The organism is Streptomyces sp. NPDC046303 (assembly GCF_055588085.1).
In genome coordinates this window covers 185,208-204,204 of record NZ_JBVJFA010000003.1, presented here as the reverse complement: position 1 = coordinate 204,204, position 18,997 = coordinate 185,208, and the positions used below count along the sequence as shown (strand labels likewise).

Below are 18,997 nucleotides of genomic sequence, written 5' to 3'. Positions count from 1 at the left end.
CCGGGACGGGCCGGGGCCGTTGCGGCAGGGGTCCGGTCCGCCCGGATGTGTCCTACGCCGCACCACCGGCGAGACCCCAGAACCGGTCCACGATCTCGGCGAGGAACTCCCGCCCCGCGTCCCCGCTCCCGGCCTCGCCGCCGCTGCCCCAGCTGAGCGTCGCCATCATCCGCGACTGGTAGTCCCCGTGCAGCATCTCCAGCACCCGCTCCAGATGGGCCTTGGGGATCGGCAGCAGTTTGCCCAGCGGCTTCACGTACGCCTGCCAGCGCGTGGTCACCGCACTGCGCAGCAGGTCCGCCAGCTCCTCGTGCTTGCCGGTGGCCGTCACGAACTGGGCCAGCGTCAGCCCCAGCACCATGGCGAGGGCGGCGGACTGGCGCTCGTTGCCCTTCCAGCGCCCGGTGTCCTCCATCTTCTGGTAGGCGTTCGCCTCCAGCCCGATCCGCCGGGCCAGTTCCTCCACCGCCAGCCCCCGGGCGATCCGGTGCTCCCGCAGGGTCACCGGCTCGGCGAGCAGCTCCCCGGGAGAGCACCACAGGACGCCGGCGAGCGCCGTGAGCTCGGCCGAGGAGGGCGATATCTCGCCGCGCTCCCAGGCCATCACGGTCTCGGGCGCGACGATCAGTCCGTACTGGGCGCGCAGGCCGTAGGCGACATGACCGGGAGCCATGCCCAGGGCCGCGCGGAGACGACGCGCGGCGGGGGCATTGAAAGGTGGGCTGGAGTGCACAGGGCACACCGTAGGAGTGGCCGGGTCTCGCCGACTACAGACCAATCAAACAAGCCCATAACTCGTAGGAACGTCCTATGGAGTTGCGGCATTTTGCCGGTATTTCCGGCGACCGTCCGGTAATCGGTGCACTCGAAGATCGACTACACCGTACGGTTCCAGTCAGAGCCGGTCGGCGCAAGACCCCTCACAGCTCTCACACATTGCCTTGACGCCCTGCTCCACTCCCACGACGCCGAGCCCGTCCGGATGACGGCGGCCGGGGCACGCGCCGGGCGGGCTGCCCCCCGGGTAACCGGAGGAGCAGCCCGGCGCCGCCGCTACGGCCTGAACCAGACCGTCGCCAGCGGCGGCAGCGTCAGGCGCAGGCTCGCCGCGCGGCCCTGAGCGGGGACCGGCTCGGGCCGCACCGGCTGCGGGAAGCGCACCCCGCTGCCGCCGTACTGCTCCTCGTCGGTGTTGAGGACCTCCCGCCACAGCGGGACCTCCTCCGGCACCCCGATCCGGTACCCGTGCCGGACCACCGGCGAGAAGTTCGACACGCACAGGAGCGGTGAGCCGTCCCGCGCGTACCGCAGGAAGGCGAACACGTTGTCCTCCGCGGCGTCCGCCTCCACCCAGGCGAAGCCCTCCGGCACGGTGTCCCGCTCCCACAGGGCGGGAACCGCCGTGTACGTGCGGTTCAGGTCGCGCACCAGGGTGCGGACGCCCCGGTGGTCACCGGCCGCCGGGTACGAGTCGTCCAGCAGCCACCAGTCCGGCCCGTGCGCTTCCGACCACTCCGCACCCTGGGCGAACTCCTGCCCCATGAACAGCAGTTGTTTCCCGGGATGGGCCCACATGAAGCCCAGGTACGCCCGGTGCGCGGCCCGCTGCTGCCACCAGTCGCCCCCGGGCATCTTCGACACCAGCGCGCCCTTGCCGTGCACCACCTCGTCGTGCGAGATGGGCAGCACGTAGTTCTCGCTGAAGGCGTAGATCATCCCGAAGGTCATGTCGTGGTGGTGGTACTTGCGGTGCACCGGATCCTTCGACATGTAGCGCAGGGTGTCGTGCATCCACCCCATGTTCCACTTCAGGCCGAAGCCGAGCCCGCCGCAGTCCGTCGGCCGGGTCACCCCGGTCCAGGCCGTGGACTCCTCCGCGATGGTCACCACACCCGGGCAGCGCCGGTACACGGTCGCGTTCATCTCCTGGAGGAACGCGACCGCGTCCAGGTTCTCCCGGCCGCCGTGCTCGTTGGGCGACCACTCGCCCTCGCCGCGCGAATAGTCGAGGTAGAGCATGGAGGCCACCGCGTCCACGCGCAGCCCGTCGATGTGGAACTCCTCGCACCAGTACACGGCGTTCGCGACGAGGAAGTTGCGGACCTCCTTGCGGCCGTAGTCGAACTCCAGCGTCCCCCAGTCCGGGTGCGCGGCCCGCCGCGGGTCCTGGTGCTCGTACAGCGGCCGTCCGTCGAACTCGGCCAGTGCCCAGTCGTCGCGCGGGAAGTGCGCGGGCACCCAGTCGACGATCACCCCGATCCCGGCCCGGTGCAGCGCGTCCACGAGGAAGCGGAAATCGTCCGGGCCGCCCATCCGCGACGTCGGCGCGTAGAAGCCCGTCACCTGATAGCCCCAGGAACCCCCGAAGGGGTGCTCGGCCACCGGCATCAGCTCCACGTGCGTGAAACCGAGCTCCTTCACGTAGCCCGGCAGCTGCTCCGCGAGCTGGCGGTAGGAGAGCCCGGGCCGCCAGGACGCCAGGTGCAGCTCGTAGACGGAGAACGGGGCCTCGTGCACGGGCCGGGCCCCGCGGTTCGCCATCCACTGCGCGTCCCCCCACGCGTACGCGGAAGCGGTCACCCGGGAGGCGGTCGCCGGGGGCACCTCGGCGGAGCGGGCCATCGGGTCCGCGCGCAGGGTGTGGCTGCCGTCGGGCCGCGTGATGTCGAACTTGTACAGCGCCCCGGCGCCCACACCGGGCAGGAACAGCTCCCACACGCCGGTGGCGCCGAGCGAGCGCATCGGGTAGGCGGTCGAGTCCCAGTACGAGAAGTCCCCGCAGACGCGGACCCCCTGCGCGTTCGGCGCCCACACCGTGAACCGGGTGCCGGCCACGCCCTGGTGCTCCATCGGCTCGGCCCCGAGCGCCTTCCACAGCTGCTCGTGCCGGCCCTCGCCGATCAGGTGCAGGTCCAGCTCCCCGAGTCCGGGCAGGAACCGGTACGGGTCGTGGGTCTCGATCTCCTCGCCGTCGTAGGTGACCAGCAGCCGGTAGTCCGGCACCGCGGTCAGCGGCAGCAGCCCGGAGAAGAGCCCGTCCCCGTCGTCGAAGAGCTCGGCCCGCAGCCCCTTGGCGACGACGGTGACCGCCTGCGCGTACGGGCGCAGCACGCGGAACACCACCCCGCCGCGCCGGGTGTGGGCGCCCAGCACCCCGTGCGGGTCGTGGTGGCGGCCCTCCAGCAGCCGGGCGCGTTCCTCCCCGCCGAGCGCGGGCGCCGGCCGCACCCCGTGGGGTGGGTCGCCGCGCCGGGCCCGGGGCGTGCGCCCAGCCCCTGTGGCGGTCTTGGCGGACGCCGGGACGGCGCCGGTCTCGTCGCGGACGGTCGGTGACGGCTGTCGTGCGGCGCTCACGCGAGCGGCCTCCTCGGGGGCTTCTGACGGGGTTGGGGGTGCGGGGAGATGGTGCCGGGGGCGGGCGGGTTCGGCGGCACCCGGTGGGCGGGCCGCTGGGGCTCCGACAGCCGCCGGATCGCGGCCATCGGGACGTGCAGCCAGTCGGGCCGGTGCCGGGATTCGTAGCGGGCCTCGTACACCGCCTTGTCGGTTTCGTACGCGCGCAGCAGGACCGGATCCTCGCGGGGGTCGCGGCCCGTGGTGCGGGCGTAGCCCTCACAGAAGGCGGCCCGGCAGCCGTCCGCCCAGGCGGGCGCGAACGGCCGGTGCGAGCGTGCGGCGTAGTCGAAGGAGCGCAGTATTCCGGCGATGTCGCGCACGGCCGGCTCGGGGCGGCGCCGGTCGGCCAGCGGCCGGGCCGGCTCACCCTCGAAGTCGATCAGCGACCAGGAGCCGTCGACGGCCCGCAGGGTCTGGCCCAGATGGAGGTCGCCGTGGATCCGCTGGGCCGGCACCCCGGCCCCGCGGGAGGCGGCCAGTGCGTCGAACGCCCCCCGCAGCCCCGCCTCGTAGGGCCGCAGCGCCGCCACCTCACGGGCGGTGGCGGCCAGCCGGGCCGTCATCCCGGCGGCGAGCCGGGCCGTCTGCTCCGGGCCGAGCGCGACGGTGGGCAGGGCGGCGGCGAGCGCGCTGTGCACCTCGGCGGTGGCCCGGCCCAGCGCGTGCGCCTCGGCCGTGAAGTCGTCCCCGGCGCCGAGCCGGCGCAGCGCGAGCTGCCAGCCGTCGTCGGAGCCGCGCAGGTACGGCTGCAGCACGCCCAGGGTCAGCGGCTCGCTGCCGGGCGCGTCCGCCTCGTACCAGGCGACGGGGGCCGGGACGCGGGCGCAGCCGGCGGCGGCCAGTGCCCGGGGCAGCTCCAGGTCCGGATTGATCCCCGGGCCGACCCGCCGGAACACCTTCAGGATGTAGGAATCCCCGTAGATCAGCGAGGAGTTGGTCTGCTCGCCGGACAGCGGCCGCGGGGTGAGACCGGCCGGGACGGGGGCGTCCGGGTCCCGCTCGAAGCGCAGCGGCCCGAGTGCGCCGGGGGAGCGCAACCGTTCCAGCAGGATCGCCGCGAGCCGGGGGTCGCCCAGCCCCTCGTACACCGCCCGCCCCGCGTACGGGCCCTCCTCGGGATGGCCGATCAGCGTGTGGGCGAGCGCGGGCGGCAGGGACGGGCGGATGCCCAGCAGCAGTTGGTAGCAGTCCCCGTCGACGTCGAGGAGCAGGTGCAGCAGTCCGGGGACGGACCCCGGCGGCAGCAGTTCGGCCGCCGAGACGGTCTTGAGGGCGCCGATGGCGCGGCCCTTGCCCGCGAACCAGCGCTGCGTGGGCAGCCAGGTCCGCAGGATCGGTTCCAGCGGGCCGGTCCCGGTCAGCAGGGCGGCCCGGTCGGCCGTCAGCCGGCTCCGGGCGGATGCAGCCTCCGACATGGCGTCGCGTCCTTTCCCCGGGCCGTCACAGAATGCGCAGAGTGTCCCGGATGTGCGGCAGTTGCTTCTCCGGTAAGTGCGAGTGTCGGGTCAGGATGATCCGTACAGGGCGGGCGATTGACCCATTCGCGTGCTGCCCGCCCCGTACCCGGCCTGCCGGGACGTGTCCCTAGTCGGCGCGCAGCGCGCCGCGTTGCTCGGCGCGCAGCCGGAACCAGTAGAAGCCGTGTCCCGCCAGGGTCAGCAGGTACGGCCACTCGCCGATCGGCGGGAAGCGCACATCACCCGTGAGCTCCAGCGGGACCCGCCCGTTGAACGACCGCAGGTCCAGCTCGGTGGGCTGCGCGAAGCGCGAGAAGTTGTGCACGCACAGCACCAGGTCGTCCCCGAACTCGCGCAGGAACGCGAGTACCGCCGGGTTGGACGAGGGCAGTTCGGTGTACGAGCCGAGGCCGAAGGCGGGGTTCGCCTTGCGGACCTCGATCATCCGGCGGGTCCAGTGCAGCAGTGAGGAGGGCGATGCCATCGCGGCCTCGACATTGGTGACCTGGTACCCGTAGACCGGGTCCATGATGACCGGCAGGTTCAGCCTGCCCGGATCGCAGGAGGAGAAACCGGCGTTGCGGTCCGGAGTCCACTGCATGGGCGTGCGCACGCCGTCGCGGTCGCCCAGCCAGATGTTGTCGCCCATCCCGATCTCGTCGCCGTAGTAGAGCACCGGCGAGCCCGGCAGCGACAGCAGCAGGGCGGTGAACAGCTCCATCTGGTTGCGGTCGTTGTCCAGCAGCGGGGCGAGGCGGCGCCGGATGCCGATGTTGGCCCGCATCCGCGGGTCCTTGGCGTACTCGGCGTACATGTAGTCGCGCTCTTCGTCGGTGACCATCTCGAGGGTCAGCTCGTCGTGGTTGCGCAGGAAGATGCCCCACTGGCAGCGGTCCGGGATGGCCGGGGTCTTGGCCAGGATCTCGGAGACCGGGTAGCGGGACTCTCTTCGTACGGCCATGAAGATGCGCGGCATGACGGGGAAGTGGAACGCCATGTGGCACTCGTCCCCGCCCTTCGCGAAGTCCCCGAAGTAGTCGACGACGTCCTCGGGCCACTGGTTGGCCTCGGCGAGCAGCACGGTGTCGGGGTAGTGCGCGTCGATCTCCTCGCGGACCCGCTTGAGGAGCCGGTGGGTGCGCGGGAGGTTCTCGCAGTTGGTGCCCTCCTCGGCGAACAGGTAGGGCACGGCGTCCAGCCGGAAGCCGTCGATGCCGAGGTCCAGCCAGAAGCGCAGGGCGGACAGGACCTCCTCGACGACGGCCGGGTTCTCGAAGTTCAGGTCCGGCTGGTGCGAGAAGAAGCGGTGCCAGTAGTACTGCTTGCGTACGGGGTCGTACGTCCAGTTCGAGGTCTCGGTGTCGATGAAGATGATGCGGGCGTCCTGGTACTGCTTGTCGTTGTCGGCCCACATGTAGTAGTCGCCGTACGGCCCGTCCGGGTCCTTGCGGGACTGCTGGAACCACTCGTGCTGGTCGCTCGTGTGGTTCATGACGAAATCGATGATCACCCGCATGCCCCGCTGGTGCGCGGCATCCACGAACTCGACGAAGTCGGCGAGGTCGCCGAACTCGGGGAGGACGGAGGTGTAGTCGGAGACGTCGTAGCCGCCGTCGCGCAGCGGCGAGGCGAAGAACGGCGGCAGCCAGAGGCAGTCGACGCCGAGCCACTGGAGGTAGTCCAGCTTGGCGGTGAGCCCCCTGAGGTCCCCCACGCCGTCGCCGTTGCTGTCGTGGAAGGAGCGGACCAGCACCTCGTAGAAGACGGCCCGCTTGAACCAGTCGGGATCGCGGTCCTTGGCGGGGGTGTCCTCGAAGGTGTCGTGGACGGGATCGTTGATCATCATGTGGTGGGTGACCCTCCGGTGGGCGGGGACGGTCGCAGGGCGGTCAGTACGTGCGCGGGCGTGCGGCCCGGCTCTAGGCGCACGTAGTTCGCCCTGCCCCAGTGATAGGTCTCGCCGGTGAGCTCGTCGCGCACCGCGAGGGACCCGTGCCAGTCGAGGCCGAGTACCGGCATGTCCAACGAGACCGTCGCCTCCTGGGTGTGGTGCGGATCGAGGTTGACGACCACCAGTACGGAATTTGCCCCGGCATGCTTCGAATAGGCGATCACCTGTTCGTTGTCGGTCGAGTGGAAGTGGATGTCGCGCAGCTGCTGGAGGGCCGGGTTGCGCCGGCGCAACCGGTTCAGCGAGGTGATCAGCGGGGCGATGGTGCGGCCCTCGCGGTCGGCGGCGGCCCAGTCGCGCGGCCGGTACTCGTACTTCTCGGAGTCCAGGTACTCCTCGCTGCCCTCCCGCACCGGCGTGTTCTCGCACAGCTCGTACCCGGCGTAGACGCCCCAGGCGGGGGACAGGGTGGCCGCGAGCACCGCCCGCACCTCGAAGGCGGGACGGCCGCCCTTCTGCAGGTACTCGTGGAGGATGTCCGGGGTGTTGACGAAGAAGTTCGGCCGCATGACGGAGGCCGACCGGGTGTCCGCGAGCTCGGTCAGGTACTCGGTGAGCTCGGCCTTGGTGTTGCGCCAGGTGAAGTACGTGTAGGACTGCTGGAAGCCGACGGCGGCCAGGGCGCGCATCATCGCCGGGCGGGTGAAGGCCTCGGCCAGGAAGATCACGTCCGGGTCGGACTTGTTGATGTCCGCGATCACCTTCTGCCAGAAGACCACGGGCTTGGTGTGCGGGTTGTCGACCCGGAAGATGCGGACGCCGTGGCCCATCCAGTACCGCAGGATCCGGCAGGTCTCCTCGACGATGCCGGCCATGTCGGCGTCGAAGTGGATCGGGTAGATGTCCTGGTACTTCTTCGGCGGGTTCTCGGCGTACGCGATCGTCCCGTCGGCGCGGTGGCGGAACCACTGCGGGTTCTTCTCCACCCACGGGTGGTCCGGGGAGCACTGGAGGGCGAAGTCCAGGGCGATCTCCAGGTGCAGCTCGCGGGCGCGCGCGACGAAGGCGTCGAAGTCCTCGATGGTGCCGAGGTCGGGGTGGACGGCGTCGTGGCCGCCCTCGGTGGAGCCGATGGCCCACGGCACGCCCGGGTCCCAACTTCCCGCGGACAGGGTGTTGTTCGGTCCCTTGCGATAGGTCGAGCCGATGGGGTGGATCGGCGGCAGGTACACCACGTCGAAGCCCATCGCGGCGATCGCGGGCAGCCGCTCGGCGGCCGTCCGGAACGTCCCGCTGACCGGGGCCTCGCCGGGCTCGACGACCGCCCCCTCGGAGCGGGGGAACATCTCGTACCAGGAGCCGAAGAGGGCCCGCTTGCGCTCGACCAGCAGGGGCAGCGGCTTGGCGGCGCTGACGAGCTCGCGCAGCGGCTTCTTCGCGAGCGCGGCGTCCACGGCGGGGTCGAGGGCGGCCGCGTACCGTACGGAGACCTCCAGGTCCTCGTCCCGCATGACCTCGGCGGCGGCCAGCACGTCGGCGCGGCCGTCCCGCTTGGGGATCCTGGCGGCGGCGCGGGCGTAGAGCTCGGCGCCCTCCAGGAGGGTGAGGCCGGTGTCGATCCCGGCGGGGATCTTGATCGCGGCATGGGCCCGCCAGGTGGCCATCGGGTCGCTCCAGGCCTCGACGGTGTACGTCCACCTCCCCTCGACCTCGGCGGAGATCCGCGCGCCCCACCGGTCGGTGCCGGGGGCGAGCTCGCGCATCGGCACGGGGGGCCGCAGCCGGCCGCTCGGGTCGCGGAGCACGACGTGTGCGTTGACCGCGTCGTGTCCCTCGCGGAACACGGTTGCGGAGATCTCGAATACTTCGTCCACGACCGCCTTGGCGGGTCTGGCGCCGCAGTCGACGGCGGGGCGGACGTCCAGCACGGGAATGCGACCGATCATGATGGGATCACCTGGGGGCAGTTCGCAGGGCTCGGTGACAACAGGCCAGCCGGTATCGCGGCTGGTAGTGCACGCTCTGTTCGCTCTGTTTCTAGCCGCTCGGTGGACGGCTGGGCTGCGGGCATGGCCGCTCCTGTCCGCGTTCACTCGGGTGGCGGGGAGAGGTTGGGGGCGGGTGCGCCGTGCAAGTACCACGTGTACCCGGTGAGCCCTTCCCACTCTCTCCCCGCCCAATCCGCGCCCTTGGTTAACTACTCGTACGTAGTGGCGCGGCCAAGACCAAGCCCTCGCTCGACATCCGTGCGTGCTCCGTCAAGTCGCGCAGGACTACCTGATGTAGCGACACCCATCACCAGGCCCACCCGTCACCCTTCCCTCACCGAGCCCTTCGCGTCACAGGGATGTATAGGGAGGAAACGGTCATATCGCGGATGTCTCCGTACGGATGTACGGATACGCGGGCCCGCCGGGTATCGGCCGGACCCGCCGAAACTTGGCCGGTCCCGCACGGCCGGCCGCACCGGGGCACCCACGGGGACATCGGATACGGACACCCGGCATCCCACGGAGTGGGACGGCGGCGGGGTGGTCCGGACCGAGGAGCGGAACGCGGCCCCGGGGGCCGGACCCAGGCGCCATGGTCCTGGAGGCGGGGGCGGCGCTAGCCTTCCGGGGGTGATGCGCGGATGCACAGCGTGGTGCGGCCGCTCCGATCCGCAATCCCCTGCGAAGGTGGAACGTGTCAACTTCTCGGCCGTTGATGATCGAGTGTGTTGGCTCGGTCGTCTCTGCCTTGTCGCGCTCCCGACTGCCCCCTACGACGGGGCGGTCACGGGTCGCATCCACCAGTCGGGGGAGGTTAAGCCCTTTGTGGTACGGGTCCGTTGACGAGAACCCACGCCGAGCGTGCGCGGTTGCGCACGTTGACCCCGGCGACGACGTCGGCGGGGCCGGCGAGCCCGCACCGACGACAGCGGAAATGGTCGGGCGAGGGGCGGTTGCCCCGCTCGGTGTGCCCGCATCTGGGGCACATCTGCGAGGTGTCGTGGGCGTCCACCGCGATGACCGGTACGCCGACCCGCCGGGCCTTGTACCGGATGCGTTCTTCGAGCTGATGGAACGGCCAGGAGGAGAGCGCGGCCCGCTGGTCGCGGGAAGGCCGTACCCGGTCGCGGATGCCGTCGAGCGACAGGATCCGGTCGTCGAATGGTTGCGCCGCATCCGGACGGAATGCGATCGCCTTCGACTCCGCCTTTGGGCGGCGCTTCGAGCCGACCGGGCCGAGATTCCCGGCCCGCAGGTTGGCGCGCAATGTCACATACGCGTCCACGACCTTCTTCACCGTACGCACGGCCGGTTGTGCACCGAGTTGATGGTCGCCTCCGCCTCTTCGGGCGACGGCAGCAGCTTCACCTGCACTACCAACTTCACCCGGCCAACGTAGCCCCAGCCACTGACAACAGCCGAAAGCACAGGTCACGGCCGACCCGAAAGCTCCGCCGCCATGCGGCACCGCACCAAGAACCCGTTCCTCCCCGGCCTGACGGCCAGAGCCTCCTGGGAGAGGTTTGATGAAGGCTATCCGTCGATTCACCGTGCGTCCCGTTCTTCCCGAGACCCTGCTGCCGCTCACCGACCTCGCGCGCAATCTGCGCTGGTCGTGGCATGCCGAGACCCGTGACCTCTTCCAATCCGTCGACCCCGAGGGCTGGCAGGCCGCCGGCGGCGATCCCGTCCGGCTGCTCGGCGCCGTTTCCGCCGCCCGGCTCGCGGAACTCGCCGGCGACCGCCGGTTCCTGCGGCGGCTCGCCGTCGCCGCCGCCGACCTCGATGACTACGTGAACGGCGGGAGGTGGTACCAGAGTCAGGAGAACACCGCGGAACTGCCCGCCGGCATCGCGTACTTCTCCCCCGAATTCGGCATCACCGCCGCCCTGCCCCAGTACTCCGGCGGCCTCGGCATCCTCGCCGGGGACCACCTGAAGGCCGCCAGCGACCTCGGCGTCCCGCTCATCGGCGTGGGACTGCTCTACCGGCACGGCTACTTCCGCCAGTCGCTCTCCCGCGACGGCTGGCAGCAGGAGCACTATCCGGTACTGGACCCCAACGAACTCCCGCTCGGCCTGCTGCGGCAGGACGACGGGTCTCCCGCCCGCGTCCGCCTGACCCTCCCCGGCGGACGCGCCCTGCACGCGCACATCTGGCAGGCCCGCGTCGGCCGCGTCCCGCTGCTGCTCCTGGACTCCGACGTCGAGGACAACGACGCCGCGGCCCGCGAGGTGACCGACCGGCTCTACGGCGGCGGCAGTGACCACCGCCTCCTCCAGGAGATGCTCCTGGGCATCGGCGGGGTCCGTGCCGTGCGCACGTACTGCGCGATCACCGGGCATCCCGACCCCGAGGTCTTCCACACCAACGAGGGCCATGCGGGATTCCTGGGGCTCGAGCGCATAAGGGAACTGGAACGGGAGCAGGGCCTCGGCTTCGACGCCGCGCTCGAGGCCGTGCGCGCCGGGACCGTGTTCACCACGCACACCCCCGTCCCGGCCGGCATCGACCGCTTCGAGCGGTCCCTGGTCGCCCGGCACTTCGGCGAGGGCGGGGAGCTGGCGGGCGTCCCGGTCGACCGGATCCTGGAGCTGGGTGCCGAGAGCTACCCCGGCGGCGACCCCGGGGTGTTCAACATGGCCGTGATGGGACTGCGCCTGGCGCAGCGCGCCAACGGGGTGTCCACCCTGCACGGCTCCGTCAGCCGGGAGATGTTCGCCGGGCTCTGGCCCGGCTTCGACCCCTCCGACGTGCCCATCACCTCCGTCACCAACGGGGTGCACGCCCCGACCTGGGTGGCCCCGGAGGTCGTCCGGCTCGGCGCCCGCCAGATCGGGGCGGGCCGCACCGAGGACGCGCTGTCCGTCGGCGGCTCCCGGCGCTGGGACGCCGTCGCCGACATCCCCGACCAGGACGTGTGGGACCTGCGCCGGGTGCTGCGCGAGCAGCTGGTCCAGGAGGTACGGGACCGGCTGCGGGCCTCCTGGCGCCAGCGCGGGGCCGCCGACGCCGAACTGGGCTGGGTGGACTCCGTACTCGACCCGGACGTCCTGACCATCGGCTTCGCCCGGCGCGTGCCCTCGTACAAACGGCTCACGCTGATGCTGCGCGATCCGGACCGGCTGCGCAGGCTGCTGCTCGACCCGGACCGGCCGGTGCAGATCGTGGTCGCGGGCAAGGCGCACCCGGCGGACGACGGCGGCAAGCGGCTGGTGCAGGAGCTGGTGCGCTTCGCGGACGACCCCCGGGTGCGCCACCGGATCGTCTTCCTGCCCGACTACGGCATGGCCATGGCGCAGAAGCTCTACCCGGGCTGCGACGTCTGGCTGAACAACCCGCTGCGGCCGCTGGAGGCGTGCGGCACCAGCGGGATGAAGGCCGCGCTGAACGGCTGCCTCAACCTGTCCGTGCTGGACGGCTGGTGGGACGAGTGGTTCGAGCCGGACTTCGGCTGGGCCATCCCCACCGCCGACGGGATCGGGACGGACGAGGAGCGGCGCGACGACCTGGAGGCCAACGCCCTCTACGAGCTGATCGAGGGCCGGGTCGCGCCCCGGTTCTACGACCGGACCGGGCGCACCGGGCTTCCGGTGCGGTGGATCGAGATGGTCCGGCGCACGCTGGTCTCCCTCGGGCCCAAGGTCCTCGCCGGGCGGATGGTGCGGGAGTACGTGGAGCGGCTCTACGCGCCCGCCGCGCACGCCCACCGCACGCTGGGCCCCGACGCGGCACGGGACCTCGCCTGGTGGAAGGGGCGGGTCCGGGCGGCCTGGCCGCGGGTCGGCGTCGAGCACGTCGAAGCCCTCGCGGCGGCCCCGGTCAACGGCACCGCCGAGCTGGGGGCCACCCTCACGCTGCGCGTGCACGTGGCACTGGACGCGCTGCTGCCGGAGGACGTGGAGGTACAGGCCGTCGCCGGGCGGGTGGACCCGCAGGACGTGATCCGGGACGGGCGGACCTTCCCGCTCAAGCCGGCCGCCGGGCCCGACCTGGACGGGCGCTGGGTGTACGAGGGCCCGCTGGCGCTCGACCGGACGGGGCCCTTCGGCTACACGGTGCGCATCCTGCCGGCGCACCCGCTGCTGGCGAGCCCGGCCGAACTCGGGCTGGTCGCGGCCCCGGCGGGCACGGACGCGGGGGGCGGCGTACTCCTGCGGTGACGCGGGCCCGGTGGTGCGGGGGCGGGCGGCGGATCCCTCGTCCGCCCGCCCCTCCCTCGCGGGATCCCGCGAGCAGCCCGGCGGGCCTCCCGGGTGAACCTCCGACGTGCCGGGCATGCCGGATCGCCGCAGCGCGCCCGCCCGCTCCTACGCTGCCCGCGGGTGCCAGGGGACCCGGCATCCGCGGACCCGAGGAACGGACTTTCGCCATGCGTCTTCGCACCACCGCCGCCGTGTTCGCCGGAGCCCTCGCGCTCGTCCTGCCCTCCGCGGGCCACGCGCTGGCCGACGAGGACCCGGGCGGGCGCGACCTCGGCACGCTCCACTACCGGTTCTTCGACGACGGAGCCGAGCGCCGCGCGCAGATCCGTCCCGCGGACAACGACACCTGCTACCTGCTGACGCACACCTCCCGCGACGAGCCCGCCGTCGACGTGGTCAACCAGACCCGGTCGCAGGCCCTCCTCTTCGCCAACGACGGCTGCGCGGGAAGGGCGGAGAGGGTTCTCGCGCCGGGCGAGCGGGCGCGGAACGTCGAGGTCATCGCGGTCTTCTTCAAGCCGGTCGACGGCCGGGGCGAGGGCGGGGGCGACGGCGGGGGCGACGGCGGGGGCGACGGCCATGGCGACGGCCGCGGTGACGTCGGAGGCAACGGCGACGGCAGCGGGGACCATGGCGGCCGCGGCGAGACCGGCCGCGAGGACGGTGCCGCCGGCACCGGCGCGGGTTCCGGGGAGGGATTCGCGGAGGGCGCGGAGGAGCTGTTCGCCCACGTCTTCCGCTCGATCGGCTGACCGCCGGTCCCGTGTCCCGTCCCGGCGACCGGTCCGGGGGGCGGCTCCATGGAACAGGGCCGCCCGGGGAGGTCTTCTCCCGGGCGGCCCCGTGGTCATGCGGTGTCAGCAGGTGCTCTCCTCAGCCCGGTGGGGGTCAGAAGGTGAGCTTCCAGCTGTTGATGTAACCGGTGTCCAGGCTGGCGAGGTCCGCGACCCGCAGCTTCCACACACCCTGGGCGACCTCGGAGGAGGCGTTCACGGTGAAGGACTGGACGATGTTGTCCGCGCTGCCGCCGGAGCGGTTGCGCAGGTTGTAGACGGTGCCGTCGGGGGCGACCAGGTCGACCCTGAGGTCACCGACGTAGGTGTGGACGATGTTGACGTCCACCTTGAGGGTGCTCGGGGCGTTGCCCGTACGGGTCACCGTGATGGGCGACTCGACCGTGGCGTTGTCCGCGATCTGGTAGTCGGCCAGGTTCTCGAACACGTTCTGCTGGCTGGTGCCGACCGTCCAGGTGAAGGAGGCCGTCCCGGTCTTGCTCTGCGAGTCGGTCACGGTGACGGTCACGTTGGACGTGCCCTGCGTGGTGGCCGTTCCCGAGATCAGGCCGGTGGAGGAGTTGATCGACAGCCCGGCCGGCAGGCCGGTCGCCGCGTAGCTCAGCGCACCCGGGTTCGTGCTGGTGGCCTGGACCTGCAGGCTGACGGCGGTGTTGACCTGGGTGTTCTGGTTGGCGATCGGGGTGACCGTCACACCGTTGACGATGCGGGGTCCGACGGCGACGCCGGCCCACGCGTTGGCCACGTTGTTGTAGATGGCCGAGCCCTGGCCGTAGAGGTCCGCGGCGGCCCTCAGCGTCTGGACGCGGGCGTCGGCGTAGTTCGTCGTCGACTTGAAGTAGCCGACCGTCAGCGCCCGGAACCAGATCTTCGAGGCGGCGTCGCGGCCGATCGCGGTGACGGGCAGGCCGTCCGCGGTCGGGGAGTCGTAGCTCACCCCGTTGACGACCTTGGCGCCCGAGCCCTCGGAGGCCAGGTAGTACCAGTGGTTGGCCGGACCGGAGGAGTAGTGGACGTCGATGGAGCCGATGCCCGAGTACCAGTTGTCCTTGGACGAGCCGTCCTTGCTGGGCTTGTCCATGTAGCGCAGCGGGGTGCCGTTGCCGCGGATGTCGATCTTCTCGCCGACCAGGTAGTCGCCGACGTCCTGCGGGTTGTTGGCGTAGAACTCGACGGCCGCCGCCATGATGTCGGAGGTCGCCTCGTTCAGGCCGCCGGGCTCACCGCTGTAGGTCATGTTGCCGGTGACCGAGGTGAGGCCGTGGGTCATCTCGTGCGCGGCCACGTCCGTGGAGGTGAGCGGCTTGGCGTTGCCGTCACCGTCGCCGTACGTCATGCAGAAGCAGGAGTCCTGCCAGAACGCGTTCACGTAGTTGTTGCCGTAGTGGACGCGGGTGTACGGGGAGACCCCGTCGTTGCGCAGGCCGTTGCGGCCGTGCACGTTCTTGTAGTAGTCCCACGTCACCTGCGCGCCGTAGTGGGCGTCGGCGGCGGCCGTCTCCAGGTTGGCCGGCAGGCCGTTGCCCCAGATGTCGTCCGGGCCGGAGAACAGCGTGCCGGTGCCGGAGGTGCCGCGGTTGAGGTTGTACGTCTTGTGGTTGCCCCGGCCGGCGTCCGTCAGGTTCCAGGTGCTGCCCGACTGCGAGGTCCCGAGGGTGACCTGGCCGCTGTACATCGTGTTGCCGGTGCCGGTCTCGACGGCCTGCCACTCGGATATCTTGGCGCCGGTCTTGGCGTTGGTCACCACGTGCAGCTCGTTCGGCGTGCCGTCGTGCTGGAGTCCGCCGACGACGGTCTCGAACGCGAGGACCGGAACGCCCTCGGCCGCCCAGATCACCTTGCGGGCGCTCTTGGAGGGCTTGGCCTCCTTGGAGCCCTCGGCGTTGGCCGCGGAGACCGCCTGGCTCTCCGCGGCCGCCGGGGTCACCGTGGCGGTGGTGTCGGCGACCTTGATCTCGTGCTGGGTGGCCTTGGTGACGCTCTTGGTGGCGCCGTCCTTGGCGTGGACCGTCAGGTCGCCGCCGAGGACGGGCAGACCGTCGTAGGTCCGCTCGTAGGTGGTGTGCGTGGTGCCGTCCGCATCCTGGACGACGTCGCGGACGACCAGTTTCTCGCCGCTGCCGAGACCGAGGGCCTTGGCCGTCTGCGCAGTGGTCGAGTTCGCCTCGGCGAGGAGCGTCGCACGCTCCGAAGCGCTGAGTACGCGGTTGGCCGCACCCGGGTTGGGCTGGGCGGCCGTACGGGCCTGTGACGCGGTGGCGTCGGCGGTGGCGGTGCCGGTCTGTATGCCTACGGCGAGCATGGCTGCCGCGGCTACGAGCGCGCCGGCCGCGGTGGCTCGTCTCTGGGGGGTGGACCTCAACGCAGACTCCTTCTGCAAGGGGGGTTCCGGAAGGCTGGGTGGGCCTCCGGGCAGAACAGGGCTGGTGCGATGAACGGTCGAAGAGTGCCAGCTGCTCGCCGCAATGTCAGGAGCGCGTCAAAAGGTTGGCCGGAAACGGTTCGTTCTCCGAGGAGACGTATCCGGTATCCGAACCCTTCACCTTTGCGTGCGAAAGAGGGCTCCGGTATTCGGAACAGCTGGTACCGGTTGCTAACACTTGAGCAACAAGAGGCTGGGTTGCCCCAATCCGCATTTACCGTACGGGTGTTTGTCGTACTGTTTCCCGGTGCGACACACGTCCGTTGCCCGGGGAAGCCATGGACGCTCGCCACTGCCATAGACCACGTGCCAGGGGGGCCCATGAGGCATGTCCATTTTCCTGCGCAAAGAGTGGCCGGGGCGGCCCGGGGGACCGCCCTGCCCGCGCGGCGCCTCGGTGACAAGGCCCGCTGGTACCTGCCGGCCGCCGTCAGCGCCGACGTGCTCGGCGCCGCCGTGCCCGTCGGCCTCGTCTTCGACGCAGCGCAGCAGGTCCGGCCCCTCGTCTGCGCCCTGGCCGCCGCCGTCGCCTGGACCGGGGTGCAGGCGCTGCGCCGGAGGTACACGGCCCGGGCCCTCGGGGAGTCCCGGGGAGTCCTGCCCGTGGTCCACGACTGGCTGATTCTGATCGGCGTGCTCGCCGTGGTCCGCGTGGTGACCGAGGAGGACACGCCCCGGCTCTCCGCCCTGGGCGCCCTGCTGCCCGCCCTGCTGATCACCGTAGCCTGCCACAAGCTGACCTACCGCCACCTCTCGGCGGCCCGCCGCGAGGCCCAGGCCGTCAGCCGGGTCCTGGTCGTGGGCGAGCCCGACGCCGCCGAGGACGTCATCGCGCACCTGGCCGCGCGCACCGACCACCCGTACGTGGTCGTCGGCGTGGTCCCGGTCGGCGCCGGGGACCTCTCCAGCGGGGTGCCGGTCGCCGGCCGCCTCGGGGCGGGGATGCCGCAGGCGCCGAACGGCGACTCCGCGGCCGTGCTCGGCGCCGTCCGCAGCCACCACGCCGACCTGGTGCTCGTCGCCCCCGGTGCGCGGATCGGCGGGGAGCGCCTGCGCCGGATCGCCTGGGCCCTGCACGACGCCGGGCTGGAACTCGCCGTCTTCCCGGGCCTCGTCGAGGTCTCCGTCAAGCGGCTGGAGACCCTGTCCGCCGGCGGACTCGCCGTGCTGAGGGTCGCACCGCCGGTCAGCCGGGGCGTGCAGCCCCTGCTCAAGTCGGTGCTGGACCGGGTGGGCGCCGCCGCGGGACTGCTGCTGCTCTCCCCGCTCTTCCTCGGAATCGTCCTGGCGATACGTTTCGGCTCGCGCGGCCCCGCCTTCTACCGGCAGCGGCGCATCGGCCGCGACGGGGTCCCGTTCGTCATGTGGAAGTTCCGCACCATGGTGGTGGACGCCGACGCCCGCAAGGCCGACCTGGCCGGGCACAACGAGAACGACGGCCTGATGTTCAAGATGCGCCGCGACCCCCGCGTGACCCGGGTGGGCCGGCTGCTGCGCCGCACCTCCATGGACGAACTGCCCCAGCTCATCAACGTCCTCACCGGACACATGTCGCTGGTCGGCCCGCGCCCGCCGCTGCCGGAGGAGGTGGCGCAGTACGACGAGGTCGAACTGCGCCGGCTCACCGTACGGCCCGGGATGACGGGGCTGTGGCAGATCAGCGGACGGTCCGACCTGTCCTGGGACGAAACGATCCAGCTCGACCTGCAGTACGTCGACAACTGGTCCTTCACCAGCGACGTCGACGTGATGGGCCGTACGCTCCGCGCCGTCGTCGACGGCCGCGGAGCGTACTGAGGAGCTCCGGGTGGGATCAGCCGTTCTGCTGCTCGCGCAGCCACCACGCGTACGTGGCGGCGATGCCGTCCCGCAGCCCGATGCCGGGCTTCCAGCCGAGCGAGGCCAGCCGGCCGACGTCCAGCAGCTTGCGCGGGGTGCCGTCCGGCTTGGACGTGTCCCAGGCGAGCCGGCCCCGGAAGCCGGTCACCTCGGCGACGGTCTCGGCCAGCTCCCGGATCGTCAGGTCCTCCCCGCAGCCGATGTTGACGGGCTCGTCGCCGTCGTAGCTGTTCAGCAGCACCGCACACGCGGCGGCGAGGTCGTCCACGTGCAGGAACTCGCGGCGCGGCGTGCCGCTGCCCCACAGCGCGACCTCGTCGCGGCCCTCCGCGGCAGCCTCGTGGAAGCGCCGGATGAGGGCGGGCAGCACGTGCGAGGACTCCAGGTCGAAGTTGTCGCCCGGGCCGTAGAGATTGGTCGGCATGGCCGAGATGTACGAGGCCCCGTACTGCTTGCGGTACGACTGGACCTGGACGATGCCGGCGATCTTCGCGAGGGCGTAGGCCTCGTTGGTCGGCTCCAGCGGGCCCGTCAGCAGCGCGTCCTCGCGGATGGGCTGCGGCGCCAGCTTCGGGTAGATGCAGGAGGACCCGAGGAACAGCAGCCGGCCCACCCCGGCGGCGTGCGCGCCGCCGATCACGCTGAGCTGGATCTGCAGGTTCTCCTCGAGGAACTGCACCGGATACGTGCTGTTGGCCATGATCCCGCCGACCTTGGCGGCGGCCAGCACCACGGCGTCCGGGCGGACGTCCGCCAGGTACGCGGCGGTCGCGGCGGCATCGCGCAGATCGAGGTCGGCGCGGCCCCGGGTGAGCACCTCGTGCCCGTCGGCGGTGAGCCGGCGGGCGACCGCGGACCCCACGAGGCCGCGGTGGCCCGCGACGAAGACGCGGGCGTTCGGGGGCAGGAGCGGCAGCGAACTTGTCATACCGCCGATGATGCCAGCCCGCTCCCGCGGGGGTGGCAGCAGTCCAGGCCCCGCGGGCCCGGACCCCGGCCGGC

11 protein-coding genes are annotated in these 18,997 nt (G+C 71.7%); 3 read left to right on the top strand and 8 right to left on the bottom strand.

All coding sequences use genetic code 11. The features are described 5' to 3' along the window. Nucleotides 1-52: 52 nt before the first annotated feature. The 6 genes from ACZ6I1_RS04400 to ACZ6I1_RS04375 form a co-directional block, all read right to left on the bottom strand. A complete protein-coding gene (locus ACZ6I1_RS04400; RefSeq protein WP_469282961.1) occupies nucleotides 53-673 on the bottom strand; it encodes an XRE family transcriptional regulator in 621 nt (206 codons plus the stop codon). Nucleotides 674-1,053: 380 nt separating this feature from the next. After that, nucleotides 1,054-3,354 (bottom strand): 1,4-alpha-glucan branching enzyme, encoded by a 2,301-nt coding sequence (gene glgB, locus ACZ6I1_RS04395; protein WP_469282959.1) that lies wholly within the window; start codon nucleotides 3,352-3,354, stop codon nucleotides 1,054-1,056. Next, on the bottom strand, nucleotides 3,351-4,811 hold the full coding sequence (locus ACZ6I1_RS04390) for a maltokinase N-terminal cap-like domain-containing protein (RefSeq protein WP_469282957.1): 1,461 nt from the start codon (nucleotides 4,809-4,811) through the stop codon (nucleotides 3,351-3,353). The genes glgB and ACZ6I1_RS04390 overlap by 4 nt, the downstream gene beginning before the upstream one ends. Before the next feature lie 169 nt (nucleotides 4,812-4,980). Next, nucleotides 4,981-6,699 (bottom strand): maltose alpha-D-glucosyltransferase, encoded by a 1,719-nt coding sequence (gene treS / locus ACZ6I1_RS04385; RefSeq protein ID WP_469282955.1) that lies wholly within the window; start codon nucleotides 6,697-6,699, stop codon nucleotides 4,981-4,983. Next, nucleotides 6,696-8,690, bottom strand: coding sequence for an alpha-1,4-glucan--maltose-1-phosphate maltosyltransferase (locus ACZ6I1_RS04380; RefSeq protein WP_469282953.1), 1,995 nt, complete (start codon nucleotides 8,688-8,690; stop codon nucleotides 6,696-6,698). Before ACZ6I1_RS04380 ends, treS begins: the two co-directional genes overlap by 4 nt. A gap of 859 nt (nucleotides 8,691-9,549) precedes the next feature. Then, nucleotides 9,550-10,041, bottom strand: coding sequence for a zinc ribbon domain-containing protein (locus ACZ6I1_RS04375; RefSeq protein ID WP_469282951.1), 492 nt, complete (start codon nucleotides 10,039-10,041; stop codon nucleotides 9,550-9,552). A gap of 220 nt (nucleotides 10,042-10,261) precedes the next feature. Here ACZ6I1_RS04375 and glgP point away from each other — a divergent pair, with 220 nt between their 5' ends. Further along, the gene (gene glgP / locus ACZ6I1_RS04370) at nucleotides 10,262-12,898 is read left to right on the top strand and encodes an alpha-glucan family phosphorylase (RefSeq protein WP_469282949.1); all 2,637 of its coding nucleotides are present in this window, start codon (nucleotides 10,262-10,264) and stop codon (nucleotides 12,896-12,898) included. 209 nt (nucleotides 12,899-13,107) lie between these two features. Beyond that, nucleotides 13,108-13,692: a hypothetical protein gene (locus tag ACZ6I1_RS04365; RefSeq protein WP_469282947.1), complete on the top strand. Its 585-nt coding sequence runs from the start codon at nucleotides 13,108-13,110 to the stop codon at nucleotides 13,690-13,692. 136 nt (nucleotides 13,693-13,828) lie between these two features. On the opposite strand, the gene ACZ6I1_RS04360 is transcribed toward ACZ6I1_RS04365, so the two are convergent. Next, on the bottom strand, nucleotides 13,829-16,036 hold the full coding sequence (locus ACZ6I1_RS04360; RefSeq protein ID WP_469283227.1) for a M4 family metallopeptidase: 2,208 nt from the start codon (nucleotides 16,034-16,036) through the stop codon (nucleotides 13,829-13,831). A gap of 441 nt (nucleotides 16,037-16,477) precedes the next feature. Here ACZ6I1_RS04360 and ACZ6I1_RS04355 point away from each other — a divergent pair, with 441 nt between their 5' ends. Next, nucleotides 16,478-17,953, top strand: a complete 1,476-nt coding sequence (locus ACZ6I1_RS04355) for a sugar transferase (protein WP_469282945.1) — start codon at nucleotides 16,478-16,480, stop codon at nucleotides 17,951-17,953. A 16-nt stretch (nucleotides 17,954-17,969) separates the two neighbouring features. Here the strand turns inward: ACZ6I1_RS04355 and ACZ6I1_RS04350 are convergent, their stop codons facing one another. After that, nucleotides 17,970-18,923 carry a GDP-L-fucose synthase family protein gene (locus ACZ6I1_RS04350; RefSeq protein ID WP_469282943.1) on the bottom strand — a complete coding sequence of 318 codons (954 nt, stop codon included), beginning with the start codon at nucleotides 18,921-18,923 and terminating at the stop codon, nucleotides 17,970-17,972. Nucleotides 18,924-18,997 lie beyond the last annotated feature (74 nt).